General features: G+C 68.4%; 23 protein-coding genes and 1 tRNA gene. 17 read left to right on the top strand and 7 right to left on the bottom strand.

Features of this window, described 5'->3' with window-relative positions:
- Positions 1 to 17: 17 nt before the first annotated feature.
- A tRNA-Ala gene (locus tag ABZ319_RS27620) sits at positions 18 to 90 on the bottom strand.
- A 147-nt stretch (positions 91 to 237) separates the two neighbouring features.
- On the opposite strand from ABZ319_RS27620, the gene ABZ319_RS27625 reads away from it, so the two are divergent.
- From ABZ319_RS27625 to ABZ319_RS27655, 7 genes are all read left to right on the top strand, one after another.
- Positions 238 to 1,023: a phosphatase PAP2 family protein gene (locus ABZ319_RS27625; RefSeq protein ID WP_354989410.1), complete on the top strand. Its 786-nt coding sequence runs from the start codon at positions 238 to 240 to the stop codon at positions 1,021 to 1,023.
- A gap of 147 nt (positions 1,024 to 1,170) precedes the next feature.
- Positions 1,171 to 2,265: a serine/threonine-protein kinase gene (locus tag ABZ319_RS27630; protein ID WP_354989411.1), complete on the top strand. Its 1,095-nt coding sequence runs from the start codon at positions 1,171 to 1,173 to the stop codon at positions 2,263 to 2,265.
- Positions 2,266 to 2,268: 3 nt separating this feature from the next.
- Entirely contained in the window at positions 2,269 to 2,412 is a 144-nt protein-coding gene (locus ABZ319_RS27635; protein WP_354989412.1) for a hypothetical protein, read from the top strand.
- Between the two features lie 10 nt (positions 2,413 to 2,422).
- A complete protein-coding gene (locus ABZ319_RS27640) occupies positions 2,423 to 3,613 on the top strand; it encodes a hypothetical protein (protein WP_354989413.1) in 1,191 nt (396 codons plus the stop codon).
- Complete coding sequence (locus tag ABZ319_RS27645; protein WP_354989414.1) at positions 3,610 to 5,817, top strand: hypothetical protein; 2,208 nt, start codon at positions 3,610 to 3,612, stop codon at positions 5,815 to 5,817. Before ABZ319_RS27640 ends, ABZ319_RS27645 begins: the two co-directional genes overlap by 4 nt.
- A 232-nt stretch (positions 5,818 to 6,049) precedes the next feature.
- Positions 6,050 to 8,056, top strand: a complete 2,007-nt coding sequence (locus ABZ319_RS27650; RefSeq protein WP_354989415.1) for a TerD family protein — start codon at positions 6,050 to 6,052, stop codon at positions 8,054 to 8,056.
- A gap of 125 nt (positions 8,057 to 8,181) precedes the next feature.
- Positions 8,182 to 8,616: a hypothetical protein gene (locus ABZ319_RS27655; RefSeq protein WP_354989416.1), complete on the top strand. Its 435-nt coding sequence runs from the start codon at positions 8,182 to 8,184 to the stop codon at positions 8,614 to 8,616.
- Positions 8,617 to 8,727: 111 nt separating this feature from the next.
- Here the strand turns inward: ABZ319_RS27655 and ABZ319_RS27660 are convergent, their stop codons facing one another.
- Complete coding sequence (locus ABZ319_RS27660) at positions 8,728 to 9,906, bottom strand: cytochrome P450 (protein WP_354989417.1); 1,179 nt, start codon at positions 9,904 to 9,906, stop codon at positions 8,728 to 8,730.
- A gap of 53 nt (positions 9,907 to 9,959) precedes the next feature.
- Between ABZ319_RS27660 and ABZ319_RS27665 the strand changes: the two genes are divergently transcribed.
- Entirely contained in the window at positions 9,960 to 10,754 is a 795-nt protein-coding gene (locus ABZ319_RS27665) for an SAM-dependent methyltransferase (protein ID WP_354989418.1), read from the top strand.
- Between the two features lie 9 nt (positions 10,755 to 10,763).
- Here the strand turns inward: ABZ319_RS27665 and ABZ319_RS27670 are convergent, their stop codons facing one another.
- From ABZ319_RS27670 to ABZ319_RS27680, 3 genes are all read right to left on the bottom strand, one after another.
- On the bottom strand, positions 10,764 to 11,201 hold the full coding sequence (locus ABZ319_RS27670; RefSeq protein ID WP_354989419.1) for a hypothetical protein: 438 nt from the start codon (positions 11,199 to 11,201) through the stop codon (positions 10,764 to 10,766).
- Positions 11,202 to 11,241: 40 nt separating this feature from the next.
- Positions 11,242 to 12,051 carry a hypothetical protein gene (locus ABZ319_RS27675; protein WP_354989420.1) on the bottom strand — a complete coding sequence of 270 codons (810 nt, stop codon included), beginning with the start codon at positions 12,049 to 12,051 and terminating at the stop codon, positions 11,242 to 11,244.
- 240 nt (positions 12,052 to 12,291) lie between these two features.
- The gene (locus ABZ319_RS27680; protein WP_354989421.1) at positions 12,292 to 13,377 is read right to left on the bottom strand and encodes a polyprenyl synthetase family protein; all 1,086 of its coding nucleotides are present in this window, start codon (positions 13,375 to 13,377) and stop codon (positions 12,292 to 12,294) included.
- 501 nt (positions 13,378 to 13,878) lie between these two features.
- Between ABZ319_RS27680 and ABZ319_RS27685 the strand changes: the two genes are divergently transcribed.
- Positions 13,879 to 15,087 carry a UDP-N-acetylglucosamine--N-acetylmuramyl-(pentapeptide) pyrophosphoryl-undecaprenol N-acetylglucosamine transferase gene (locus ABZ319_RS27685; RefSeq protein ID WP_354989422.1) on the top strand — a complete coding sequence of 403 codons (1,209 nt, stop codon included), beginning with the start codon at positions 13,879 to 13,881 and terminating at the stop codon, positions 15,085 to 15,087.
- A 90-nt stretch (positions 15,088 to 15,177) separates the two neighbouring features.
- Here the strand turns inward: ABZ319_RS27685 and ABZ319_RS27690 are convergent, their stop codons facing one another.
- Complete coding sequence (locus ABZ319_RS27690; protein ID WP_354989423.1) at positions 15,178 to 15,708, bottom strand: PaaI family thioesterase; 531 nt, start codon at positions 15,706 to 15,708, stop codon at positions 15,178 to 15,180.
- Between the two features lie 55 nt (positions 15,709 to 15,763).
- Here ABZ319_RS27690 and ABZ319_RS27695 point away from each other — a divergent pair, with 55 nt between their 5' ends.
- Positions 15,764 to 16,222 (top strand): helix-turn-helix domain-containing protein, encoded by a 459-nt coding sequence (locus ABZ319_RS27695; RefSeq protein ID WP_354989424.1) that lies wholly within the window; start codon positions 15,764 to 15,766, stop codon positions 16,220 to 16,222.
- Between the two features lie 167 nt (positions 16,223 to 16,389).
- Positions 16,390 to 16,743, top strand: coding sequence for a ribosomal subunit interface protein (locus ABZ319_RS27700; RefSeq protein WP_354989425.1), 354 nt, complete (start codon positions 16,390 to 16,392; stop codon positions 16,741 to 16,743).
- A 171-nt stretch (positions 16,744 to 16,914) separates the two neighbouring features.
- Here the strand turns inward: ABZ319_RS27700 and ABZ319_RS27705 are convergent, their stop codons facing one another.
- Positions 16,915 to 17,778, bottom strand: coding sequence for a LuxR C-terminal-related transcriptional regulator (locus tag ABZ319_RS27705; RefSeq protein WP_354989426.1), 864 nt, complete (start codon positions 17,776 to 17,778; stop codon positions 16,915 to 16,917).
- Positions 17,779 to 17,840: 62 nt separating this feature from the next.
- On the opposite strand from ABZ319_RS27705, the gene ABZ319_RS27710 reads away from it, so the two are divergent.
- The 6 genes from ABZ319_RS27710 (at position 17,841) to ABZ319_RS27735 (ending at position 25,185) form a co-directional block, all read left to right on the top strand.
- A complete protein-coding gene (locus ABZ319_RS27710; protein WP_354989439.1) occupies positions 17,841 to 19,493 on the top strand; it encodes an AMP-binding protein in 1,653 nt (550 codons plus the stop codon).
- Entirely contained in the window at positions 19,490 to 21,193 is a 1,704-nt protein-coding gene (locus tag ABZ319_RS27715) for an AMP-binding protein (RefSeq protein WP_354989427.1), read from the top strand. The genes ABZ319_RS27710 and ABZ319_RS27715 overlap by 4 nt, the downstream gene beginning before the upstream one ends.
- Positions 21,194 to 21,346: 153 nt before the next feature.
- Positions 21,347 to 21,538 carry a hypothetical protein gene (locus ABZ319_RS27720; protein WP_354989428.1) on the top strand — a complete coding sequence of 64 codons (192 nt, stop codon included), beginning with the start codon at positions 21,347 to 21,349 and terminating at the stop codon, positions 21,536 to 21,538.
- Positions 21,539 to 21,794: 256 nt separating this feature from the next.
- Positions 21,795 to 23,987, top strand: coding sequence for a hypothetical protein (locus ABZ319_RS27725; RefSeq protein ID WP_354989429.1), 2,193 nt, complete (start codon positions 21,795 to 21,797; stop codon positions 23,985 to 23,987).
- Between the two features lie 272 nt (positions 23,988 to 24,259).
- The gene (locus tag ABZ319_RS27730) at positions 24,260 to 24,451 is read left to right on the top strand and encodes a hypothetical protein (RefSeq protein WP_354989430.1); all 192 of its coding nucleotides are present in this window, start codon (positions 24,260 to 24,262) and stop codon (positions 24,449 to 24,451) included.
- A gap of 20 nt (positions 24,452 to 24,471) precedes the next feature.
- Positions 24,472 to 25,185: a phosphoribosyltransferase family protein gene (locus ABZ319_RS27735; RefSeq protein WP_354989431.1), complete on the top strand. Its 714-nt coding sequence runs from the start codon at positions 24,472 to 24,474 to the stop codon at positions 25,183 to 25,185.
- The last annotated feature ends 2 nt before the right edge of the window (positions 25,186 to 25,187 follow it).

Consider the following 25,187-nt stretch of genomic DNA (forward strand, 5'->3'; position numbering starts at 1 on the left):
TGTAAATACACGTGGAGTGGAGCTAAGGGGACTCGAACCCCTGACCCCCACACTGCCAGTGTGGTGCGCTACCAGCTGCGCCATAGCCCCGAACTGTGCGCTCGGTGTCCCGAGTGCGGGGATGAAGTTACACCATCACCTGGGGGTTACCGCAAATCGCGACACCGGGAAGGGGAGCCTTCGTCGGGGAGCGGGAGCCCGGCGGAGAGTTGGTTAACATTGGGCTACATGGGACGTATGCGGGGCGAGCGGGTCGTTGGAGCCGTACTTCGGCTTCGGTGGGTCCTTTTGGGGACCGGGCTGTTCGTCATCGTCGCCGCGCAGGTGGTTGCGGGTGGGTGGCTGACCACGTGGGACGTGGGGACTTTGGAGTGGTTCGTCGCGCACCGGAGTGACGGGTGGAGTACCGCGGCTCGGGAATTCACGTTCTTCGGGAACCCGGGGCGGGCCACCGTTGTCGCGGCGGCCGTCGCGGGGTTCGTGGGGTGGCGGGCGAGGGACTGGCGGGCGGCGGTGTTGATCGCGGGCACGGTGGCGGGAGCCGCGTTCGCGGGGGCGATTCTCAAGCAGGTGCTCGACCGGCCGCGGCCGCCGGCCGGCACCCGGATGACGGTCGTGACCAACATGTCGTTTCCCTCGGGGCATGCCGGGGCCACCACCGCGCTGGTGGGGGTGGTGCTGCTGACGTATCTGAGCAGCAGGCCGGGGCGCTTGCGCGGTTGGGGCGCAGTTGTATTGGGGGCGGTGTTGGTCATCACCATGTGCCTCACGCGGCTATACCTCGGGGTGCACTGGCTCACCGATGTGGTGGGCGGCACCATTCTCGGCGGCACCGCGGTCGCCATTGCCGCGGTGGCGCAGGCCCATTGGCGACCGCGATTCGGGAAGGCGCCCGGGACCGGCCCGGTGGACATCGTGACAGCGGGTGAAAAACCGCTGGCTGACACCGCACGAAGGACCCCGCCGGGCAATAACGGTGACGGGCCGGCACCGAACCAGACGGACGGTATGAACCGTCGGTGAATTGCCGTCAGATGACTTGGGGCGGAGGAAAATAGCGGGGCGGCCGTTCTGAGGCCCGCGTACACTCGGCGGTGATTCTGGTTCGTCCGACAAGCCGTCCGAAGGGGCCGGCCAGCGAACCATCCGGGGTGGAGGGATCGCACGCGCTTGAGGCTGATCATTAACCGCTATGAGCTCCGCGAACTCGTCGGCAGAGGAGGCATGGCCGAGGTCTGGGGCGCATGGGACAGACAGTTGCGCCGCCAAGTCGCGGTCAAAGTACTCGATTCCGGGAGTTTGCCGCCGCTCGAGCAGGATGAGCGAATACAGCGGCAGCGCTTCGAACAGGAAGCCCATATCGCCGCGCAGATGAACTGCCGCAATATCGTGATGGTCCACGACTCCGGCATCTTCGCCGAGAACGGCAGGCGCTACCCGTTCCTTGTCATGGAATTCATTCACGGCAGAAACCTGCGCCAGTATTTGCGCGATCGGGAGAACACTTCCCTGCCTGCGCTTTTCCGCATTCTCACCGACGCACTAGAGGGCCTGGTCTACGCGCACGCCAAACACGTCGTGCACCGCGACATCAAACCCGAGAACATCATGATCTGCCGCGACGGCCCGGCCAAGCTCGCCGACTTCGGCATCGCGATCGAGATGCGCGCCACCATGCGCCGGCTCACCCACGATCAGCGCGCCCTGGGCACCCAGCCCTACGCGGCCCCGGAGTACCTGCACCACGGCGAGATCACCCACCTCAGCGACGTGTACTCATTCGCCGTGGTCTGCGCCGAAGCGCTCGAATTCGCCTACGGCGCCGAGCCCGTCCCCACCGATCTGCGCTTCGAACTCGATCGCGCCCGCTCGCTGGATCCCGCGCTGCGGCATCGCTCCGCGGCGGAATTCCAGCATCAGTTCCGGCAGGCGATCGACCGGGCCATGCGGCCGGTGCGCAATCCGCCGCCCGAACTCGAGACCACCAAGCGCATGCAGACCACCCTGCTGACGCCCAGCGAAACCGGCTATCTCGAACCCGATCCGCAGCGTCCCGCACTGCCGACCCACACCACCTGGCAGTTCCTGACCGCGCCGATGATCGAATCGCGCCAGCGGATTCTGGCCGGGCTGCACCGCAACGACTACCGCATCATCGGCGGCGTGCTGGCCACCGCCGTCACCGTGGGAATCCTCACGGGCGGACTGGCATTCATCCTGCTCACCTGGTTGTGCGTGCAGGTCGCGAATTTCGTGGGAGGCTGAGGAATGAATCGTCCGACCGGCACCGGGTGGCAGCTCTACGTCTTTCCGGGCTCCCGGGCCTCGACGTGGCTGCGCCGCGCGTTCCGCGTGGGCGCGGTCGCCTTCGGGTGCACGATCGTGCTGCTCACCATCGCCGTGCTGAGCTGAGATGCGGCCGATGCGAACCGTCTGCCTGAACTGCCTCACCGAATTCACGTACGACCGCGAGCACAATCGCTGGTACACCGTGATCCGCCAGCGCAACAGCGGGCACGCGAAGCAGATCGAAACCTATTTCGACAAGCTGAATCTGCGCTGCCCGCGCGGCTGCGAACTCGATCCGGTGACCCTGGACCATCCGACGAAGGTCATCGGCTTCGTCGGCGAATCCGCGTCGTCCAAGAGCCATCTCATCGTGTCGATGATCCACTCCATGATGAACGACCCGAATCTCGCGAGCCGGTACTCGTTCATCGTCTCGCCCAAGTCCGCGAGCCTGTGGACCCAGCTCGAGGCGCGACTGCTGGATCGGCGCGCGCTCGACGCCACCGGGCCGCGGCGCATGTCCATGGATATGACCCAGCGCTCGGACGGCATCACCGTGCAGGCCCAGCGCCAGACCCAGGGGCACGTGTGGGCGGGGCTGGAGCAGCGCAAACCCATCCTGGTGACGGCGTATTCACTGCATTCGGCGCGGGCGGTGAACCTGGCCTTCATCGATGTCGCGGGTGAGGACATCGCCGACGGGGCGGTGGCGGCGCGGGTGAGCCCGCATCTCACGGTGGCGGATTTTCTCTGGTTCGTGGTGCCTTCCACCCTCAACAAGCAGTACCTTGCGCTCATGCGCGAGCACGCCGACGCCGACGATCAGGAGAGTCTGACCAATGCCGTGGAGCATTCGCAGACCGTGGGGCGAACCACGCTGATGATCGATCAGATCGCCAAGCTGTGGCGGGCCGCGAACTCGTTCCCCATCGACCGGCAGATCGAGCCGCCGCGCGTGCACGTGTCCACGATCATCGCCAAAACCGATCTGCTGTCCCTGATTCCGCTGCCGGAGGTGAACATGGTGGCGCCGCCCGCCAACTGGGCGGACAGTCCGGTGAGCGCCAATGGGGCGGGGAACTCCTATGACCCGGCGCAGATCATGCACCGGGGTGAGATCACGCGCGGACTGGTGCGCAGATTGTTCCCGGCGGTGGATTCGGCCTTGAGCATTCACTTCCCGTGGAACATGTACTTCCCGGTGTCGGCGGTGGGGTGCGGAAAGCGCGGTGACGGAACCTATCCCGTGTTCAAGCCCTACGGCGCGGCCGATCCGGTGGTGTACATGCTGGACATGATCGAGGACCTGCGGGTGCGCGCATGACGGGATTCGCGCAGCTTGTGTGCGGCTGGGCCCTGGTGAACCTCGAGTCCTCGGGCGCGGGGGTCGGGGTGGTGGCGCGCTCCGGGAACTGGCCCGCCGCACTGGGTTCCACGGTGCGCGAACTCGGGCCGCTCGTCACACCGGTCGAGAACGCACCGGGATTCGTGCTGGAGTTCACGCTGGCGCGCGGGCTCGCGGTCGCCGGGCTCAAGACGCCGTCCGAGGTGCGGCCGGGGACCTGTGTCACGCATCTGGTGGCGGGTGATCGCGGGGCGCTCGACGGGTCGATCGCGTTGCAGCTCTTCGAATCCGGGGCGCTGGTGACCTCGCTGCAGGACGGGGTGTCGCCGACCGAGCACTGGCCGGCGGCCGACGTGGAGCCGGACGGGCAGTTGTTCGCCGGGGCCGCGACGGCGTCGATCGACCAGCCGTGGTTGCCGGTACTGGTCGGGGCGGTGCTCGCACGGCTGGCCGAGCAGGGGCCGCCGATCGCGTTGCACGTGGAGCAGGTGCGGGACGCGGTCACCATGTTGAAGGCGCTGTACGGGGTGCTGCCGCGAAATCTGCTGCGGGAGTTGACGTTCTCCACCGGTCCCGAGCTGTCATCCGAGACGCCGGCGATCACCACGGTGGTCGGGTGGGAAACGCCGCTGCCCGGGGGGCGGCACGCGATCAATCCCGACAGTGCGATCGAGGCGAGCACCGAGACCTATCCGCGGCTGGGCCGCGACATCGTCGCGCACCGCCGGGCCGGGCTCGCGGTGCCCGCGACGCTGCGGAGTGTGCACGATCTCCGGCAGTGGTGCTACCAACAGCATTTGCGGACTGTCGAACCCGCACTGCTGGACGACGGCCAGCTCGCGCGGGTGATCACCGATCCGACGCTGAGCCCGGACTGGTTCGTCGACGAGACCGTGGCGCGCCGGGCCGTGCACCTGGCGATCGACAACTCGGAGGTGGCAACGGCTTTGGCGGCCATCGACCACCACGCGGTCGTGCGGAACACCTTCGAACGAACACTGACCGACTACGTGCTCGCCGATGCGCGCGGGCACTCGCGCGCGACGCGGGTCGCCGAGCAGCTCGGGTTCGACATCAGCGCGGTGGTGGTCGAGTCGTCCTTCCGGCGGCTGGAGAACGGGACCCTGTCCGCGACCGACGCCAAAACCGTGTGGCCGCAACTGAAGAAGAGCTGGACCACCGGGGAGAACGAGGAGCGGAACCAGATCCTGGAGCACGTGCGGCGGCATCGCGCGCTGCGCGAGCACAGCATCGCCTCGCCCGATCGTTTCCTGGTGTACGAGACCATTCGCGCCGAGATCGGCGATCCGGCCGTGCACACCGGATCCAGTCAGCTGCTGCGCTCGGCCATGCACTCGCACCTGCCGATCATCGCGCAGCTGCTGGTGAACATCTCCTGCAACAGTCGCGATCGCTATGTGCTGGAACAGATTCTGGCGTGCGCTCCCGACGATCAACTGCCCCGGCTCGTGGCGGAGTGCTCGAAATACCAGGCCGTGGACGCGTTCGAGCTGATGAAAGCCGTGACCCTGGTCAAGGCCGAACCCGAGGAACTCGCGGCCGCCCTGAAGCCCGCGTGGCGTCAGCTGCGCCGCTCCCTGGGTCTGCCCGAGGCGCTGGAGGTGGTGACCACCCTTGACGCCGCGGCTGCCACGCCCGCCTCCGGAGGCGCTCGATTCGCGTTGCTGCTCAACCGCTTCGGCCGCACCCGCGACAACGGCCTGTGGAGCAAAGCGGAGGTGGCGGGCATCCTGCGCGCGGCCGTCGATGATCGCCTGGTCATCGATGAGCACTTCGAGATCCTCAACGCCGCCATAGCCGCCGACATCGACTACGTGGCCGGCTGCATGGCCGAGCGCTCCCAAGCACCCACCGGCGCGGCGATCCTGGCCCAGGTCCTGGTCAACGCTCCCCACGACCGCCTCCCCGCCCTGATCACCGCCTGCGCCGCCCACCCCGACATCAACCCCCACGCCCTGATGCGCGCGGCCTGCGCCCTGGACCTGGACTCCCCCGCCCTGGTGGAGCTCCTGACCCCCGCCTGGCCCCACCTCCGCCAGCACCTGAACCTCCCCCACCGCGTGGCCGACCTCCTGACCCTCGACCCCGCCGCCGCCCACCCCCCACGCCTGCAACCCCTCCCCGCCCCGCCGAAACCCCGCCGCAAACGCTTCAGCTTCTGACGCAACCGAGTTCCCGGAGCACCGGGTGTGCGTCGATTTGCCCGAATCGATTGTGCGCGAAGGTAATCAGATGTGAGACGTGTAACACCTCCGCATCGCTCCTCGACACACTTTGCGGCGCCACGCCACGCGTGGCGCGCAGACAATCGGGGGCGGTATCGGGACCGGTCGGTTCGTCATTGCCTGCGGTTCCGAGTGCCGAATTGCCGGGAGGGCAAGCGCTGTGACGTCGATGTTGGTCAAAGGTCAGAATCTGCCGCTGCCGGACGATGCGCTCCGCATCGACGTGGTCCTGGGGTGGACCGAATCGGAGATAGAGGTCGACGCCTCCGCTTTGCTGCTGGGGGCCGATCGCACGGTCGGCTCGGACGAGGACTTCATCTTCTACAACCAGCCCGAATCCCCGGATGGCTCGGTGCGCTTCCTGGGTCGCAGCGCCACCGAGGAAGGTGCTCAGGCGCGGATTTCGATCGACCTCGCCGAGGTGCCCGACAAGGTGCACACCGTCGCCCTGGTCGGCAGCCTGACCACCGGCAGCTTCGGCGATCTCGGCAAGCTCGCCCTGCGGGTCGTCGACGCGGCAGGCGATTCCCTGGTCGAATACGCCACCGCCGATGCCACCACCGAATCGGCGTTCCTGTTCGGTGAGGTCTATCGCCGTGACGGCGCGTGGAAGGTGCGCGCGATCGGGCAGGGCTGGGACTCCGGACTCGCCGGGCTGGCAACGGATTTCGGGGTCACCGTCGACGACGACGGTGCGGAGGCATCGGCCGAGTTTCCGGTCGAGGCCGAGAACTTCATCGCCACCGTCCCGGCCGATACCGGTGCCGCGATCGCGCTGGAACCCGTTGCGGAGCAACCGGAACGGACGTCCGGCAGGACCGCCGCGAAGCCGCGCGGGGTGCGCACCGCCAAGCAGCCGCCGAAGAAGATCAAGCCGATCGAGTTCAAGTTTGCCGAACTCGATTCCTGGCAGCCCGCCCGGCTGTTCTCCGTCGTCGGCGTCGGCGCGGGTGAGGAGCAGGAGGGCCGTGCCACCTCCGCGCTGATCGCCACCATGCAGGCGGTGCGTCCGTTCGCGCGCGCGGTGTGCGCTCGAATCGGGGCTCCGGCGGGAACTTTCGAAGGTTACGTCGAGGTGCAGTACACGAAGGGCGAGTCGAAGGTCATTCCCGACGCGGTGCTGAAGGTCTCGCGGGGTAGCCGCATGTGGACCGGGCTGCTCGAGGTCAAGACCGGCAACGGCAAGCTCCGGCGCGAGCAGCTCGAGAACTATCTGGACATCGCGCGCAGGCAGAAGTACGACGTGGTCGTCAGCCTGTCCAACGACGTGCCCGCCAGCGCGGGCGAGCTGCCCGTTCAGGTCGATCGCCGCAAGCTGACCAAGGTCGCGCTGCGCCATCTGTCCTGGGCGGAGGTGGCCCACGAGGCGCGCATGCTGCTCGCGCACGGCGGTATCGAAGACCCGCTACAGGCCTGGATGCTCGGTGAGTTCCTGCGCTATCTCGACCATCCCCGGTCCGGGGCGGTGGAATTCGTGGACATGGGGCGGCACTGGGTGGCGGTCCGCGACGCCGTGGGCGCCGGGACCCTGCGCGCGAGCGATCAGAAGGCGCTCGCGGTCGCCGATACCTGGGTATCGCTGTCCCGGCATCTGGCGCTGCGGCTGACCGCCGAACTCGGCGTCACCGTGAAACATGTCCTGCCACGGCGCCATCGCACCGATCCGGTCGCCCGCAATGCCGCCGTGGCCGAGCGCCTCGCCGCCGACGGCAGTTTCGAGGCGGTGTTCCAGATCCCGGACACCGCGGGCGATCTGACCGTCTGCGCCGATCTGCGCACGAACCGGGTGCGCTGCCGGACCACCCTGGACGCGCCGAACGAGGGCACCGCGGGCCGCCGGGTGTCCTGGCTGCTCAAGCAACTCGAGGGCGCGCCCGGCGAGCTCCAGGTCGAAGCGGTGTTCTCCGAGAAGGGCACCGAGGCGTGCGAGCTGCTCGACAGCCTGCGCTCGGATCCGAAGTCACCGACGGCCGGACGCACCGGCGAGATCACCTCGTTCGCCCTGCAACAGACCTTCACCATGGGCAAGGGCCGATCCGGAACGGCGGCGAGTTTCATCACCAGCGTGAAGGCCGCGACCGACGGGTTCTACGGCGCCGTCGTGCAGCCGCTGCGCAGTTGGGTTCCCGCCGCGCCGAGGCAGGCCGAGCAGGCCGGGGACAGCGCGGACGACTGACGGGTTCGAGTTGCGGAGTGGTTGCTGAAAACTGTTCCGGGGCAGGGGGATTGGGGTGGGGCGGTGGTAAAGTTCGGCTCGGTGCCGGTACTTGGGCCGGCGGGTTATCAGGAAGGGGCGGGGTCGTGTCGGACTTTCAGCCGGGCAGTGTCAAGTTTCTCGAGGTTCGGAACAAGTACCGGTCGTTGCAGATCAGGGAAGTGCTGTGGGGAGCGGAGGGGCGGGAGCTCGACTTCGGGTTCGGGACCGAGCTGCGGTACGAGGTGCGGTACCAGGAGGGTGAGTTCCCCGCGTTCGAGAGCGCGGGCGGGCATCTGCGGCAGCTGGATCTGAACAACGGCAAGTCCGCGGACGACATCAACTTCCCGCAGCCGGGTAATAGCGGAGACGACTCCATCACCTACGTCGCCGGGTCCGGGCGGCGCGGGACCCTGGTGGAGCTGACGGCCGGGACGGTCGGCGCGGTCCTCGACCTCGACGGCATCGCGGGCGGAGCGCCCGGGCAGGTCGTGGCCAGCATCGAGGACGAGACGCTGGTCATCACCCTCAGCCTGAAGTAGGCGAGCGAATCACGGCCCGGCGCAGCGTGCACCGAACCGGGCCGTGTCATCGCGTGACCCCCGAGCGGACGGACAGCCGGGCGTCCCGCCGCTACCGGAGGAAGCGGGCACTCAGCGCAAGGTCACCGTGGTCGGCAGACTCGCGAAGCCGCGATTGTTCGACGAGTGGATTCGCCGCAGTCCGGCGGTGTCGATGTCGTAGTCGGCGACCGCGGCCGCGATCTCACCCAGGGCGATACGCAGTTCCAGCAGCGCCAGATTCGAGCCCAGGCAGTGGTGCCGGCCGCTGCCGAACACCAGCGAGGCACTCGTGTCGCGATCCAGGTCGAAGGCGTCGGGGTCCGCGAAAACCTCGGGATCACGATTCGCCGCGCCGGTGAGCAGCAGAATCCGCGCCCCGGCCGGAATGGCGACGCCGTGCAGGTCCAGCGCCTCGGTCGTGGTCCGCAACTGGCCCTGCGAGGACGGATCCCACCGCATGGACTCCGCGATCCAGTCGTCCACCCGCCCGTCCAGCGCCGCGCGCCGCGCGTCCGGATGCAGCCACCCCGCGTGCCAGGTGTTGCCGAAGGTCAGCATCGCGGTCTCGATGCCCGCCCCTACCAGCAGAATCAGAATGCCGACGATCTCCTCCGGCGTGAGCTTGTCCGCACCGTCTTCCGCGCCCAGCAGCCCGGACAGCAGATCCTCGCGCGGCGATTTGGCCCGCTCGATGGTCAGTTCGGTGTAGTACCCGACCAGTGCGCCGATGGCCGCCATCGCCTCGGGCCGCAGATCGGTGGACTCCGCGTCGGTGTACATGATCTCCATGCCGAGCTTGCGGATCATCTCCCGATCCGCCTCGGGCACCCCGACCAGTTCGGAGATCACGTCGGTCGGGAAGGGCCCGGCGAAATCGGTCATCAGATCGAAGCTGCCGCGTTCGAGCAGCGGCGTGAGAATTCCGCGCGCGATCTCGCGTAGTCGCGGCGCCAGGCCCTGCACCCGGTGTGCGGTGAACGCACGCAGCACCAGCCCGCGCAGGCGGGTGTGCTTGGGCGCGTCCATGGCGACGAAGGAGAAGAAGTGTTCGGCCTGCGGACCCCAGAACGCGGGTTCCATCCGAATGCCGTTCACGCTGGAGAAACGATCGGAATCACGAAGGGCGGCGAGGACGTCGGCGTGCCGCGAGAACGCCCAGAAGTCGTCGGTCTCGTTACGGTAGACCGGGGCCTGCGAACGAAGACTGGCATAGTAAGGGTACGGATCGGCGTGCACATCGAAGTCATACGGGCTGTAGCTCGGCAGCATGATCGAAACAGTAGTCGAGATGGATTGGGGGCGTTGTGAACTCGGAGTCGGCAATGGTACGGATCGACACCACGAAACCGCATCCCGCTCGCCGGTACGACTACTGGCTCGGCGGCAAGGACAACTACCCGGCGGACCGGGAATCCGCGGACGCGGTCGCCGAGGCGTTCCCCACCGTGCGCCTGGCCGCGGTCGAGAACCGCAACTTCCTGCGCCGGGCCACCGGCTATCTGGCACGGGAAGCCGGCATCCGCCAGTTCCTCGACATCGGCACCGGCCTGCCCACCGCGGGCAACGTGCACGAGATCGCCCAGGGCATCGCCCCGGAATCGCGCATCGTCTACGTCGACAACGACCCGATCGTGCTGGCACACGCCCGCGCGCTGCTGAACAGCTCGCCGGAGGGCAAGACCGCCTATCTGGACGCCGACCTCCGCGATCCCGACCGCATCCTCACCCACCCGGACCTGCTGGCCACCCTGGACCTCACCGAGCCGGTGGCGCTCATGCTGGTCGCGGTACTGCACTTCCTGCCCGACGACCAGCAGCCGTACGAGCTGGTCCGGCGGCTGTCCGCGGCGCTGCCCTCGGGCAGCTACCTGCTCATGACCCACGCCACCAGCGACTACCTGGACGCGGAGGATCTGGCCCGCACCACCGAGGCCAACCAGCGCAGTGGGGTCCCCTTCCAGCTGCGTTCGAGCGCGGAGTTCGCGAATTTCTTCACCGGCTTCGAGATGGTGGCCCCGGGCATCAGCGCGGTCACCGCGTGGCGACCCGAGGTCTGGCGGCCGCATCCCCGGGCCGAGGCCGTGTCCATGCTCGGCGCGGTCGCGCACATTCCCTAGCGCGGGAGTTCAGAGCCTGCCGATGTCCTTGAGCACGCGGCGGGCCTGCGCGAACAGCATGCCGACATTCACCGCCTTGCGGCACACCACCACGATCACGACATCGTCGCGGCTCTCGGTGCGAATGAACAGGTGGGTGAGGTTGTCGGAGTTGACGAGTATCTCCTGAAAGTAGTGCCGCTCCTGCCGAATACCGCGGCGTTCCTTCCAGATGTCCTCGATCATCACCACATTGCGGCCCTGGAACAGATCCAGCGTCGCGGCGGCGAGCAGATCCAGGACCTCCTGGGGATGATTGTCGACCGTCTCGACCGCCAGCAGCATGCCCGTCGACATGTCGATCGCGCCCGAGGCCAGGCACTCGGGCACCTCGGTGCGTAAATCCTTGACCAGCAACCCGATTCGATCGGCCAGACTGGCCGCACCGGATCCAGTGGGAGAACTCATGACGTCCTTTCGGGCGCGCGGCTGACTTTCGGGCGCGCGGCTAAATGCGAATGACCGGCTGTGGAGCACGCGGCAGCAGAGTGTCGTTGATGCCGCTGGCGCCCCGCCGGCGGCGCGGCAGTGCGGAGCGATCCGGACCGCCCCGTGCGGGTTCGGCGTCGCGCGAGGGTTCGCGAGCCGGCGCCCGCACGGGCGGCGCGATGGCGACCAGGTCGTTGTCGAGAAGGCGCACGACTTCGACGGTCACCCCATACAGGCTGCGGCACAACAGCATCGAGATATCCCGGCAGCTGTGCCTGCCGTTCACCCAGAGCAGGATGTCCGCCCACTGCCCACCGTCCGGGCCGCGGAGAAGGGCGCGGCCCGGATCGGTGAGCACCAGTTGATTGCGATGCGGGGAGACCCGGCCGTGCGCCAGGGCGCGCAGCCGCCGCTCGGTCTCCGACAGCAACCAGCCGGGTTCCACACCGGGAACAGGCGGGACAGGGTGGTCCGGCCACCTCTGGCCGGATGGCAGCTCCTGCCAGGTACAGGAGCCGATCCAGCCAGAGGTGAGTGCGAAGGCGCCGTCGAGCGTGGCCATCAGGGCGACCACGCGCAGGTCGGCGGCGCCTCCGCGGGTACGTCCGGGACGCGAAAGCAATTCGCGCACACCGGGAGCACCGGGTGTTTCGATGGCGACGACCTGGCCGTGCACGATATAGAGGTCGCCGCCGGGTTCACCGGATACGCGCAATACTCCGGTGCGTGCGGTGGAGGCGGCGCGCACCAGCTCCGCCACCAATTCCCGGATGGACTCTCGACCGAGTGCCAGCAACCGCCCCGACTCGGCGAATGGCCCCGTCGTCATGTTGGCACTCCTGGGAATAACCGCACTGAGACAGGCGTATTCGCGAGGGCACACGAAAGATTGCGAAAGAGCTACGCCTGCTTGAACTTTCGGCGGCGGTTCGAGCTTCCGAACCACCGCTCGCAAGTAATCCTGACAGCACAGCGGTTTTGGAGCAATGGACTCCGATCAATTGATTACCAAAGTCCCTACCGGTACCGGGCGGTCGAATTTCAATTCCAATTTGCCCGAAATGCCGTGTCAGCGTTGCCGATCGACCGCACCGTCCGCCAGTTCGATCAGCTCGCGCGGATCACTTCTACCGCCCAGCTCGGACAAATACGCTTTGGCCGCGCGCACATGCCGTGCCGATTCCGATTGCGCCCAGCCCTTGCCGCCGGCCCGCTCGACGAGGTCGGCGGCGTGCGCGGCAGACGCGGCGTCCAGCGGACGATCCGCGGAATAGAGCTCGGCGAACTCGCGCCCGGCCGGCGTATCGGATTCCAGCGCGGCCAGCATCGGCAGAGTCATCTTGTGCCGCAACAGATCACTGCCCCTGGGCTTGCCGGTCAGCGCCGGATCACCCCAGATGCCGAGCAGATCGTCGGCCAGCTGGAACGCCACACCCAGCTCCCGGCCGAACCCGTCCATGGCGGCGATGGCCTCCGGTGCGGCTTCGGCGCATACCGCGCCCAGCGCGCACGCACAGCCGAGCAACGCCCCGGTCTTGTAGCGCAGGGTCTGCATGCAGTCCTCCACCGTGAGTCCGAGACTCGTTTCGGCACAGTCGAAATGCTGGCCGAGGCAGAGTTCGATCACCGCCTCGGCGAGCCTGCCCATGCCGGTCTGCGCCGCGCGCGGGGCGTCGGCCAGGGTCCAGATGGCCAGACCGTGCAGGGCGTCGCCGACCAGCACCGCGTCGTCCACGCCCCATACCCGCCACACGGTCGGGCGACCGCGCCGCAGGACGTCGCCATCCATGACGTCGTCGTGCACGAGGGTGAAGTTGTGCACCAATTCGATTGCCGCGGCGGCGTGCAACGCGGCGTCCGGGCCCGCACCCAGCGCTCGCGCGGCGGCCAGCACCAGGGCCGGTCGCAGGCCCTTGCCCGGGGCGGAGGCGGCGGGAACACCCTCGGCGTCCCACCAGCCCAGGTGGTAGCCCGCCATGAGGCGCAGTTCGCCGGGTAGATTGTCCACCGCCCCGCGCAGGATCGGGGCGGTCAGGCGCTGTGCCCGCTCGAGCGGATCCAGCCCTTTCCCGTCCGGGCCGACGAGCGTTCCCCACCCGCCGTCCCACTCCGATTCGGAGCCGGATGCGGGATCTGCCGCGGTCGACGAACTCATGGCTACCTCCAATTACTCGCCGGGTCATGTATCGCGACTATCGGTTGCGCACGGGTGCGCGATACGACGTCGCGGGGATGCGGAGCACAGGGCCGAGGAGCCCGCCCGAGGCACCCGGACAGCGAGGCGGGGCGGGAGCTACCGAGAGCGAGAAGTGCTGCCGCACAGGCGAATCGAGCGCCGGATGGGAACGGGGCGGCATAATGAGCCCCTCTCCCCGATTCGACGGCGCGAACGCCCGGCGGCACACCGGCGCACCCGGCGCCGGCATCGGAACACACACGGCTGCACGGTGTTCCGAATCACAACCATGGTAGAGGCCAATCGACCGATAGCCAACACCCCGCAATCTTCGCCGACCGACCAGTACCGACCGCGCCGTACGCACCGCGCGGGCTCTCATGCCCGCCCGCCGGCCGCGCGCTAGCCTGAACCGGGCGCCGCGGCCGGACCCGGCCCCGCCCCGTCAGCCGACCGACCCCGCCCCAGGAGGCTCGTCCTATGCCACGTCCCGCCCTCGACCGCGCCACCATCCTGCGCCGGGTCGGCGCACACGCGAAGGTGCGCGTCATCGTCGCCGGCGGCGGCACCGGCGGGCACACCTATCCGGCGGTCTCGGCCATGCGAGCACTGCGCGACCTGGTCGCCGAAGCGGGCAGCGAGGTCGAGGTGCTGTGGGTCGGCACACCGGACAGCCTGGAACAGCGGGTGGCGGGCGAGAACGACATCGCCTTCACCGGGATCAAAGCGGGCAAGCTGCGGCGCGATCGCAATCCGCTCAAGATGCTGAACGCAGCCAACGCCAAGGACGCGGTGCGGGTACCGCTGAGCGTGCTCACCGCGCAGTCGGTGGTGCGGCGCTTCCGGCCGGACGCCGTGCTGTGCACCGGCGGATACGTGTGCGCGCCCATCGGCATGGCGGCCGCGCTGCGCCGGCGGCCGCTGGTGATCCACGAGCAGACCACCGGCATCGGCAAGGCCAACCAGCTGCTGGCCCGCGCCGCGACACGCATCGCCCTGAGTTCGGATGCCTCGGTGGAGCTGCTGCCCGCCCGGGTGCGCGACCGGGCCGTGGTGACCGGCAACCCGATCCGCCCCGCGCTGACCACCGGCCGCGCGGAAGAGGCTGTGCCCGCGCTGAATTGGGACGGGTACACCCCCGGCCTGCCGACGGTGTACATCACCGGCGGTGCGCAGGGCGCGGTGCAGATCAACGATCTGATCAACGAGTTCCTGCCCGAATTGCTGGCCGTCGCCAACGTGATTCACCAGTGCGGCGCGCGGTCCTACGATCAGGTCCGCGAACGCTCGGCGGCCCTGCCCGCCGAGCTGCGCCCGCGCTACCTGGTCCGCGACTTCCTCGGGACCGAACTCCCGCACGTGCTCGCGCTCACCGACGTGGTCGTATCCCGTTCCGGGGCGGGCACTCTCGCCGAGCTCACCACCCTCGGCAAGCCGTCGGTGCTGATCCCCTACCCGCACTCGGTGGGCGGCGAACAGATTCGCAACGCCCGCATCCTGGCCGAGAACGGGGCGGCCCGCGCGGTGATCGGCGACGACGCCACCCCCGCCAATCTGCGCGCCGCCCTGTTCGATCTGCTCACCGACGCCGAGGCCCGCAAGGCCGTCGGCGCGGCGGCACAGGCCATGGGGCACCCGGACGCGGCCGAACAGCTCGCCCTGACGGTCCTGGACCTCGCGGTCGGATGAGCCGCGCGGGCGGACGTTGTTCGCCCCCGGGGCGGAAGGGCGGGAGCGAGCCGCACGGATGCCGGTGGGGCGGGACGCCGGACCGCTCGCTCAGGCGCCGATGATCAGGCAGGCGCTGGTGGCGGTGGCCAGCAGTACCCCGTCGGCGTCGCGGAGGTCGGCCTCGGCGAACGCGACACGCTTACCGGGTTTGGTCACCCAGCCGTGGGCGGTCAGCTCGCCGGTGTGGGTGTGGATCGGGCGCAGGTAGTTCACCTTGATCTCGATCGAGGTGTAGCCGACGCCGGCGGGCAGGGTCGTGTGCACGGCGCAGCCCGCCACCGAATCGAGCAGGGTGCAGGCGATGCCGCCGTGCACCATGCCGATCGGGTTGTACATGGATTCGTCCGGCGTGCAGACGAATACGATGTCGCCCGGCCCGGCGCTGATGGGCCGCATGCCCAGCAGCCCGGAGATGGGCGGACCGGGAATCTCGCCCGCGGCCATGGCGGTCAGGAACTCGAGCCCGGTACGGCCGGGCGCGGCCTCGAGGGCCACCTTCGGGTCGTGCCACCGCACCGTCTTGCTGCGCACCTCGCCCCAGGATTCGGGCGCGCCCGCGGACTCGGAAGTAATCGTCATGGCCCCGACCCTAACACCCTGAGTTCACAATGTGAATGTAGATAGAATGTCGGACATGGCACGAATCTGTTCGGTGGCGAACGCGCTCGAAGTGGTCGGTGAGCAGTGGGCGCTGCTCGCCCTGCGCGAGATCTTCCTGGGCGTGCGCCGCTTCGACGCCATCCAGACCGCCACCGGCGCACCGCGTGCGGTGCTGGTGCGCCGGCTGAACACCCTCGTCGAGGCCGGGGTGCTCGAACGCCACGACTATCGCGAACCCGGCGCGCGCACCCGCCAGGAGTACCGGCTCACCGATGCCGGCCGGGAACTGCAGCCGGTTCTCACCGCGCTCATGCAGTGGGGCGACAAGCACTTGGCCGGGCCCGCCGGCCCCCCGCTGGCCATCACCCACACCGATTGCGGCGCACCCGTTCGCGCCGCGCTGTGTTGCGAACAGGGCCATCTGCTCGCGGACTCCGGACACGAGCTCACCGCGACTCCCGCAGCGCCGCAGCGGAATCCGCACCGCGACTGAGCCGCACGCTCATCCGATTCTCAGAAATCGGGCGCGAACAATACCGTCCGGGAGCGTCCAGCGGGGGTGATCTTTCCAACCGGCTTTTGACGAGCCGATCCGTGGGAATACGGGTACTGTCGGGGATGTCAGCAAGTTCTCGGCAATCCCGAGAGATTGGAGATGCCATGCAAATCCAGGTCTTCGCAGACAAGCACGTCGGCGGTGGCGCGACACTCATCGAGCGGGCGGAGGACGGCATCGCGTCGGTCCTCGACCGTTTCGCCGAGCACCTCACGCGGGTGGAAGCCCACATCACCGATGTGAACGGCCACAAGAGTGGTCACGAAGACAAACGCTGTAGCCTCGAGGCCCGTCCCAAGGGACAGCCGCCGGTGGCGACCAATCACAAGGCGTCCACCGTCGAAGAGGCCTATCTGGGCGCTGCGGAGAGCATGGCTCATCTGCTGGACAGCAAGTTCGGCCGCCTGCACCACGCGAAGGGCGGCGAATCCATCCGATTCCTGCCCACCGACGACTGACGGTGGGCACCGGCCCGCCGCGGTCCTCCCTCCCGCGGCGGGCCCTCGAACACTTCGAGAAGTAACTCCCATCCGTCCGAACGGCGGCCGCGTACGCGGCCGCCGTTGCCGTCCGGATCGGCTACGGCGGAGCGGATTTCGCGCCAGATTGTGCTGCGCGCCGTGAAAGCCCTAGGGCAGCAGGCCCGAACGGCGGGCGCGGACCACGGCCTCGTGCCGGGTGTGCGCGCCGAGCTTGGTCATGGCGCTGCGCAGGTAGCTCTTCACCGTCTCCGCCCGCAGCGAAAGACGCCGGGCCGCTTCGGCGTTGGTGCAGCCCAGCGCGATCTGAGCGAGCACGTCGAGTTCGCGCGGGGCCAGGGCCACCGGCTGCTCGGCCGCGGCGATTCCGGAGACCAGACCCGCCAGGCGATCGGTGACCGCCCGCAGCCTGTCCCGCGCCACGGCGTCCGGGATGCTCTGGCCGATCTCGCGCAGCTCCGCGTGCAGATCCCGAAGCTGCTCGGCGCCAACGCCATCCGATGCACCCGTGCCGAACCCGCCCTCGACGCGCAGGCGCAGCCGCCGATCGACCTCGTCCCGGATCGCCAATTCCGCGCTCAGCCGCCGCCCGGCCCGCACCATCTCCTCGGCGATGCGATCCCCGATGGGCCCGGACTCGCGGGTGGCCACGTACAGCACCGCGCGCGCCTGCCCGGCCACCACGACCGGCACCGCGGTCACCGCCCGCAGGCCCTCCCCCAGCACCGGGCCGTCGTAGTGGTGGGTGATGGTGGACGCCGAACGATAGTCCGCCACCGCGCGCGGCCGCCCGGTCGCGACCGCGCTGCCGCCCAGCCCGGAGCTGGGCGCGACCACCAGTCCGCGCATGCTGTTGGTCCGGGTCCCCACGAACTCGCTGAGCACCAGCGTGCCCGCGCTGACCTCACCGCCGAAGACCACCGGCAGGCGGGAGATCGCGGCGATATGGCGCAGTTCGGCACGCAGGGCGTCGGCGTCGCGCGGGCGCAGCAGCGGATCGGCCACAGGGGTCATCGGATACCCCTTTCCGGGGGTAGTCGAGCGGCGGGTGTGATGTGGATCCTATCGGTGTGAGCATGAGCATGGACCGGCTCCCGCCGGTGAGCTATTCCTTCGGGGTCTGGGACGCGCCGTTGCTCGGCGATACCATCGGCGCCGACCTGGACCGGACGGCGGCGGCCTTCCCCGACCGCGAGGCGCTGATCGACCACCCCACCGGCCTGCGCTGGACCTATCGCGAGTTCGTGGCGGAGGTGGACGCGCTGGCGCTGGGGCTGCTGGCCGCCGGGATCGGCAAGGGCGATCGGGTGGGGATCTGGGCGCCGAACTGCCCGCAGTGGACCCTGACGCAGTACGCCACCGCCAAGATCGGGGCGGTGCTGGTCAACATCAATCCGGCCTATCGATCCCACGAGCTGCGGTATGTACTGCGGCAGGCCGGAATTCGGGCCCTGGTGGCCGCGCCCGCCTTCAAGACCTCGGACTACGCGGCCATGATCGAACAGGTCCGGCCGGAGTGCCCGGAGCTCGAGCAGGTGGTGCTGCTGGAGAGCGGCGAATGGCGCGCCCTGCTGGACACCGGGCGCGCGGGCGATCCGGAGCTGCTGGCCCGCGCGCAGGCCGGACTCTCCGCCGACGACCCGATCAACATCCAATACACCTCGGGTACAACGGGTTTCCCCAAGGGCGCCACGCTCAGCCATCACAACATCCTGAACAACGGCTATTTCGTCGGCGAGCTGTGCGGCTACACCGAACACGACCGCGTGTGCATACCGGTCCCCTTCTATCACTGCTTCGGCATGGTGATGGGGAACCTGGCCGCCACCAGTCACGGTGCGGCCATGGTCATTCCGGCCCCCGCGTTCGACCCGCACGCGACCCTGGAAGCCGTTGCCGCCGAACGCTGCACCGCCCTCTACGGGGTGCCGACCATGTTCATCGCCGAACTCGCGGACCCGGACTTCGACAGCTTCGATCTGTCCAGCCTGCGCACCGGGATCATGGCCGGATCGCCATGTCCGGAGCAGGTCATGAAGCAGGTCATAGAGCGCATGGGCATGCGCGAGGTGAGCATCTGCTACGGCATGACCGAGACCTCCCCGGTCTCCACCCAGACCCGGGCGAACGACAGTCTGATCCAGCGCACCGCCACCGTCGGCCGGGCCGGCCCGCATATCGAGATCAAGATCGTGGACCCGGACACCGGCCTGACCGTGCCCCGGGGCGCGCCCGGGGAACTGTGCACGCGCGGGTACTCGGTGATGCTGGGCTACTGGAACGACCCGGACAAGACCGCCGAGGCCATCGACGCCGCGCGCTGGATGCACACCGGCGACCTCGCGACCATGGACGCGGACGGCTACGTCGCCATCACCGGGCGCATCAAGGACATGGTGATCCGCGGCGGCGAGAACATCTACCCGCGCGAGATCGAAGAATTCCTCTACACCCACCCGGACGTGCTCGACGCGCAGGTGATCGGCGTCCCCGACGCCAAATACGGTGAGGAGCTCATGGCCTGGGTGCGCATGCGCGAAGGCGCGACCGCGCTCACCCCCGCGGCATTGCGCGAGTTCTGCCTGGGGCGGCTCGCGCACTTCAAGATTCCGCGCTACGTGCACGTGGTCGACGAGTTCCCCATGACCGTCACCGGCAAGATCCGCAAGATCGAGATGCGCGAGATCGCCGCGCGCCTGCTCGACGACACCACCGAGGAGCAGGCATGACCGCCAACATCGAGACCTACCGCGCCGCTCGCGACCACCTGCTGGCCACCGCGACCGATTACGACGCCGCCGTAGCCGGTTTCGAGTGGCCGCGCCTGAGCGGCGAATTCAACTGGGCCACCGACTGGTTCGACGGCTTCGCGCGCGGCAACGACAACCTCGCGCTGTGGATCGCCGAAGAGGACGGCAGCGAACGGCGAATCACCTTCGACGCCATGGCCACCCGCTCGGACCTGGTCGCGACCTGGCTGGCCGGGCTCGGCGTGCGCACGGGCGATCGGGTCATGCTGATGCTCGGCAATCAGGCCGAACTGTGGGAGGCCATGCTGGCGGTGGCCAAACTGGGCGCGGTCATCATGCCGACCACCGCCGCGCTGGGCCCGGAGGACCTGCACGACCGAATCACGCGCGGCGGCTCGAGTTTCGTCATCGTGAACACCGCGGACACCGCCAAGTTCGAACAGGTTCCGGGCGAGTACACCCGAATCGTGGTGGGCGAACCCGTGATCGGCTGGCACCCGTACCGCGCGGCCGACGACGTCGTGTCCGCCGGGCCGTTCACCCCCGGCACCACCGTCGAGGATCCGCTGCTCGTCTACTTCACCTCCGGCACCACCAGCCGGCCGAAGATGGTGCAGCACTCGCAGATCAGCTACCCGGTCGGGCACCTGTCGACCATGTACTGGATCGGCGTGCGGCCCGGCGACGTCCACCTGGCCATCAGCGCGCCGGGCTGGGCCAAGCACGCCTGGAGCTGTTTCTTCACCCCGTGGCTGGCCGAGGCCACCATCTTCGTCTACAACTACGCGCGCTTCGACGCCGCCGCGCTGCTGCGCGAACTGCATCGCGCGGGGGTGAACACGTTCTGCGCGCCACCGACGGTGTGGCGCATGCTGATTCAGGCCGACCTCGGCGAGCGTCCGGCCGGTCTGCGCGAGATCCTGGGCGCGGGTGAGCCGCTCAACCCCGACGTGATCGCGCGGGTGGAGAAGGCCTGGGGACTGACCATTCGCGACGGCTTCGGGCAGACCGAGACGACGCTGCAGGTCGGCAATACTCCGGGGCAGCCGGTCAAGCCCGGATCCATGGGCCGCCCGGCGCCCGGAGTGCCGGTGGTGCTTGTGGATCCGATCTCCGGAGATGTCGCTGACGAGGGCGAGATCTGCCTCGACCTGGGCTATGATCCGGTCAACCTGATGACCGGATATTTGGGCGATCCGGAACGCAATGCCGTTGTCACGGCGGGGGGCTTCTACCACTCCGGTGATGTCGCCACTCGCGACGAACACGGATATATCACCTATATCGGCCGCACCGACGACGTCTTCAAGTCCTCGGACTACAAGGTGTCACCTTTCGAGCTCGAAAGCGTGCTCATCGAGCACCCGGCCGTGGTCGAGGCGGCCGTTGTGCCGCAACCGGACGACACGCGCCTGGCGATTCCCAAGGCATATGTTTCGCTCGCCGCCGGATGGGAACCCGATCGCGGAACCGCCCGCGCCATACTCGAATACGCCCGCGATCACCTGGCGCCGTACCTGCGCGTACGCCGCCTGGAGTTCACCGAGCTACCGAAGACCATTTCCGGCAAGATTCGCCGCGTCGACCTGCGCCAGCGTGAGGAGCAGGCATACGCGGCAGGAACACCCATTCCCACCGAGTATCGCTACGAGGACGTTTTCACCGACAGCACTTCCTGATTCGTCGTCCCACCGCTCGCGCGTCATACCCACAGCACTCGCGTCATACCCCACAGCTCTCGCGTCATGCAGTACCCGCTCTCGCGTCATGCAGTACCGCCCTGTGCAATGCCGTACCGCCCGCCCATCCCGACGACAGATTGGAGTCCATGCGTGTCCCACACCGTGGAAACCGCCACTGCCTACGTGATCGCAGCCCTGGAGGTCAAAGGCACCGCCTCCAGAGATGATTTCGACGTGCACGGCATCGTCAGCGCGACGCACACCATCGCCGAGACATGGGATTTCCACTCGGTGGATCGCGGTCGCTTCTGGAGCATCGCGGCGAGTTTCCTGAGGCCCTGACCCCACACGGCCGCACCGCCGGCTAGTCCCCGCAGCACTCGACAGCCGGATTCGGCCGGGTCCACCCCTGCGGACTCGGCCGAATCCGAAGTGACACCGGATCCCCCGCCTCGAGAAAACGGGGCGTCCTTCGCCTCGAGCAAACGGGGCGAAACGGATCCGGTCACGACAAAGTCTTGTTCCGTTCACCCGCTTGCCTTAGCCTCCGATCCTCGTGAGGACTAGCGCGGAGACCGAACCGCGAAGAGATGTACGCGTGTGGGGGACGGTTACCGCGCTCGGAGTGATCGCCGGATATCTGGCGGTACTGCTTGCGGATCCACGTCACTTCTATACAGACGACACCGAAGCCCAGTACGCGCCGATGTGGCAGCTCCTCGGCGCCGAATTGCGAGAGGGCAGATTCCCCGCGCTGGTGCCGTGGGAATGGATGGCGGGCAACTATTCGCTCGAAGAGGCCGCGATCTACAACCCGCCGCAGTTGCTGGTGTATCTGCTGGCCCCGTCCATGGACAACCTGGCCGTGTACGCGACCGTGGTGAAACTGGTCTTCGCGATCATCGCCGCCCTCGGCGTCTTTCGAATCTGCCTGGCCTACGGCGCCAAACCCGCCTGGGGCGCGGTCGCGGGCGTGGCCTTCCCGCTCAGCGGCTGGTTCCTGTTCTTCGATCAGGCCAGCTGGTTCACCTCACAGACCGGCACCGCGTGGCTGCTGCACGCGTGGGCGTCGGCGGTGCTGTACGCGCGCGGGCGCGGCGGGCCGATCCCGGTGTTCGGCTTCCTGTGGCTCGCGCTGACCATCCAATACGTCTTCCCCGCGGTGGAAGCGGGCCTGATGATGCTCGCGGTCATCGCCGGTGAGTACATCTATCAACAGCATTGGGCCGTGGTACGGCGGCTCGTGCTGGTCTCGGGCTGCGCGGCGCTCGCGGCACTGGTGGCCAACCTGCCGCTGCTGCTGTCCTCACAGGTGACCTGGCGCGGGGACGCCCGCATTCGCAACGAGCCGTTCCTGACCGTGCCGTGGTCCGAATCGCTCAACGCCAGCCTGCCCAGCACCACACCGGCCTTCCACGCCTGGTGGGGATACGTGCAGCCGCTGCCCATGGTGTACATCGCCTGGTTCCTGATTCCGGCGCTGGCCTTCATCGACTGGAAGGCCGCGCGGCATTCGGCGCGCGAGTTCAGCGGCATGGCGCTGTTCGCCGGCGGCATGCTCATGTGGACGGCCGGGCCGGGTGCGGTGGGACCGCTGCGCTGGCCCGCGCGCGTGCTGCCCATGGTGGCCATCGGGTTGCTGGTGCTGGTGTGCGTGCTGCTCAGCAGGCACGGCGATTTCGGATCCTCGCGCCGGCGGGCCATCGCGGGGCTGGCGCTGACCGGCGTCCTGTTCATCCGCTCGTTCTCGGCCGCACCGGAATTGGTCCTGCGGCATCTGCTGGCGGTGGCGACGGTGGTCGGGGTGGGCGCCGGGGTGCTGTGGCTGGCGCGCCATCGCGGACCGGCCCTGGCCAGCGCGCTGATCATCGTGGCCATGTTCCCGATCGCCTTCGCCCAGGTGAAGGCCGCCCCCTCGACGCCCATGTCGTACAACTTCCCCGAGCGCCGCTCCACCATGACCGATGCCTTCCCGCATTTCCCGGGACTGACACTGCAATTGGCCGATCGCGCGCTGCTGCGCCCGGAGGACAAGAGCGTCGAGCGGGCCTGGGGCTCACTCGCCATCGGCAGCTATGCCAAGAATCTCGGCCAGCAGTACGTCAACGGCTACACCCCGGTCGGGCACGCCGCGTTCAGCGACGTGCTCTGCATCGCCTGGGACGGCAGCACCTGCGGGGACGCGTATCGGCGCGTCTTCACCGCCGAGCCATCCACGGGCCGCACGATCGCCGACCTGATGAAGGTGGATCGGGTGGTGCTGCACAGCGCGCAGTACCCGGGCATCGACGCCACTGCGGCGCCCGAGGGCTGGAAGTGGGTCGAGCAGCCCGGGCACGAGGAGTACATCCGGGTGCTCGAGCGCGAAGGCGGTCTCGCCTCCATCGTGAACGGGGCCATCGCGGACACCCGGGGCGTGAGCGCGGTGACCACCATGGTCGACGGGGTGAGCACCCGCGCCCGGGTGAGCTCGGCCGACGGCGGCCGCATCGTGTTCTCGCGGCTGGCGTGGCCGGGCTACCGGGTCACCCTGAACGGGCGCGAGCTCGAGCACACCGAGGTCGCCAAAACCTTCCTCGCGGTCGACATTCCGGCCGGGACCTCCAACGCCGATCTCGAGGTGAGTTGGATGCCGCCCGGCTGGGAGATCAGCCTGGCCGCGGCGGGGATCGGCGTGACCGGCGTGGGTTTGCTGCAGTGGTCGTACCTGCGCAATCGGCGGCGAAATGCCGAATTGCCGCCCAGCGAACGCCTGCATCCGGCACAGGATCACACCCTCATCAGCACCTAGTACGCATTGCGAAGGACGTGTGCGCCGAAAAGGCACGCACGCCTTCGCGATTCGGCGGTGTTTCTGATCTCTTTCAGGCCATATGACTGTTTTGTCCGTGCAATTGGGCAAGTGATCCAGAGATTGCCCGCAATGCGCGGCGGCACAATGGAATCCGCTCGCTACCGATCCGCGAAGCCGCAGGTCGCCCTGGCGTACACTGGTGATCTGCCTGACTGAGACGTTGTCATCAACACTCATGAACCGCGGCAGCTCAATGGAGAGGGCATGCGATGACGATGGTTGCTGAGCAGATCATCCGTCTCGCCCGCACCCCGCTGGGCCGCCGAATCCGGCCGAATCCCTTGGCCGAGCATCAACTCCGCAGCACCCATGCGGCACTACTTCGAATTACCGGTGACTGGCCGACGCCCGCGCCCGGCGGCAGGACACCCGCCGCGCGCGTGCTGTCGACACCAGGCTGACACGCACAGTCGGGGACTGTATGCCGCCTTACTTGGACCGCAATGACGCGGGACGGCAGTTGGCCGGACTGCTGTCGGCCTTTCGCGGCCGCGACGTGGTGGTGCTCAGCCCACCCGGTGCGGGCGTGCCGGTCGCCTACGCGCTCGCCAGCACCCTGCGCGTGCTGCTCGACGTCATTCTCATCCGGCCGCTGAGCGTGCCGCGCCGGCCCGATCTCGTCTACGGGCTGCTCGGCGAGGACCGCTCGTTGCTCATCGACACAGCGGCCGTCGCCGACGGGGCCATAGCGGACCCCGAACGCGTGCACACCGAGCAGGAGCAGGAGAACATATTGCGCCACAACGCTTTCGACCTGCGGGGCCATCGACCACGGGTGAGCCTCGACGATCGGACGGTGGTCATCGCCGAGGAATTCGTCACCGACGCCACCGCGCTGCGCGATGCCTGCCGGATGGCGCGGTTGCAGGGCGCGATCCGGATCGCGGTGGCGGTCAGTGTCGGGGATCCGCGCGAGCTGGACACGCTCAGCGTCTACGCCGACAAGATCGTCTGTCTGGAGCCCGCGCCGCGCGCGGCACCGGACACCATTCGCGAGCTGAGCACCACGAACGCCGATATCGCCGCCATGCTGGCGGCCAATCACGCGGCCGAATGGTCGACGGTCACCACGGTGCTCAACGATCGGAGCATTCCGCCGATCCGAAGCTTCCCGCTGCGCGACCCCTGCGCCTGAGG

It is taken from the genome of Nocardia sp. NPDC005978, assembly GCF_040614455.1.
GTDB lineage: Bacteria > Actinomycetota > Actinomycetes > Mycobacteriales > Mycobacteriaceae > Nocardia.

Excerpts from the sequence above, each read along its gene's own strand:
- ABZ319_RS27625 (WP_354989410.1), top strand. The coding sequence starts at position 238 with ATGCGGGGCGAGCGGGTCGTTGGAGCCGTACTTCGGCTTCGGTGGGTC.
- ABZ319_RS27635 (WP_354989412.1), top strand. The coding sequence starts at position 2,269 with ATGAATCGTCCGACCGGCACCGGGTGGCAGCTCTACGTCTTTCCGGGC.
- ABZ319_RS27640 (WP_354989413.1), top strand. The coding sequence starts at position 2,423 with ATGCGAACCGTCTGCCTGAACTGCCTCACCGAATTCACGTACGACCGC.
- ABZ319_RS27645 (WP_354989414.1), top strand. The coding sequence starts at position 3,610 with ATGACGGGATTCGCGCAGCTTGTGTGCGGCTGGGCCCTGGTGAACCTC.
- ABZ319_RS27650 (WP_354989415.1), top strand. The coding sequence starts at position 6,050 with ATGTTGGTCAAAGGTCAGAATCTGCCGCTGCCGGACGATGCGCTCCGC.
- ABZ319_RS27660 (WP_354989417.1), bottom strand. The coding sequence starts at position 9,906 with ATGCTGCCGAGCTACAGCCCGTATGACTTCGATGTGCACGCCGATCCG.
- ABZ319_RS27665 (WP_354989418.1), top strand. The coding sequence starts at position 9,960 with ATGGTACGGATCGACACCACGAAACCGCATCCCGCTCGCCGGTACGAC.
- ABZ319_RS27670 (WP_354989419.1), bottom strand. The coding sequence starts at position 11,201 with ATGAGTTCTCCCACTGGATCCGGTGCGGCCAGTCTGGCCGATCGAATC.
- ABZ319_RS27675 (WP_354989420.1), bottom strand. The coding sequence starts at position 12,051 with ATGACGACGGGGCCATTCGCCGAGTCGGGGCGGTTGCTGGCACTCGGT.
- ABZ319_RS27680 (WP_354989421.1), bottom strand. The coding sequence starts at position 13,377 with ATGAGTTCGTCGACCGCGGCAGATCCCGCATCCGGCTCCGAATCGGAG.
- ABZ319_RS27685 (WP_354989422.1), top strand. The coding sequence starts at position 13,879 with ATGCCACGTCCCGCCCTCGACCGCGCCACCATCCTGCGCCGGGTCGGC.
- ABZ319_RS27690 (WP_354989423.1), bottom strand. The coding sequence starts at position 15,708 with ATGACGATTACTTCCGAGTCCGCGGGCGCGCCCGAATCCTGGGGCGAG.
- ABZ319_RS27695 (WP_354989424.1), top strand. The coding sequence starts at position 15,764 with ATGGCACGAATCTGTTCGGTGGCGAACGCGCTCGAAGTGGTCGGTGAG.
- ABZ319_RS27700 (WP_354989425.1), top strand. The coding sequence starts at position 16,390 with ATGCAAATCCAGGTCTTCGCAGACAAGCACGTCGGCGGTGGCGCGACA.
- ABZ319_RS27705 (WP_354989426.1), bottom strand. The coding sequence starts at position 17,778 with ATGACCCCTGTGGCCGATCCGCTGCTGCGCCCGCGCGACGCCGACGCC.
- ABZ319_RS27710 (WP_354989439.1), top strand. The coding sequence starts at position 17,841 with ATGAGCATGGACCGGCTCCCGCCGGTGAGCTATTCCTTCGGGGTCTGG.
- ABZ319_RS27715 (WP_354989427.1), top strand. The coding sequence starts at position 19,490 with ATGACCGCCAACATCGAGACCTACCGCGCCGCTCGCGACCACCTGCTG.
- ABZ319_RS27730 (WP_354989430.1), top strand. The coding sequence starts at position 24,260 with ATGACGATGGTTGCTGAGCAGATCATCCGTCTCGCCCGCACCCCGCTG.
- ABZ319_RS27735 (WP_354989431.1), top strand. The coding sequence starts at position 24,472 with ATGCCGCCTTACTTGGACCGCAATGACGCGGGACGGCAGTTGGCCGGA.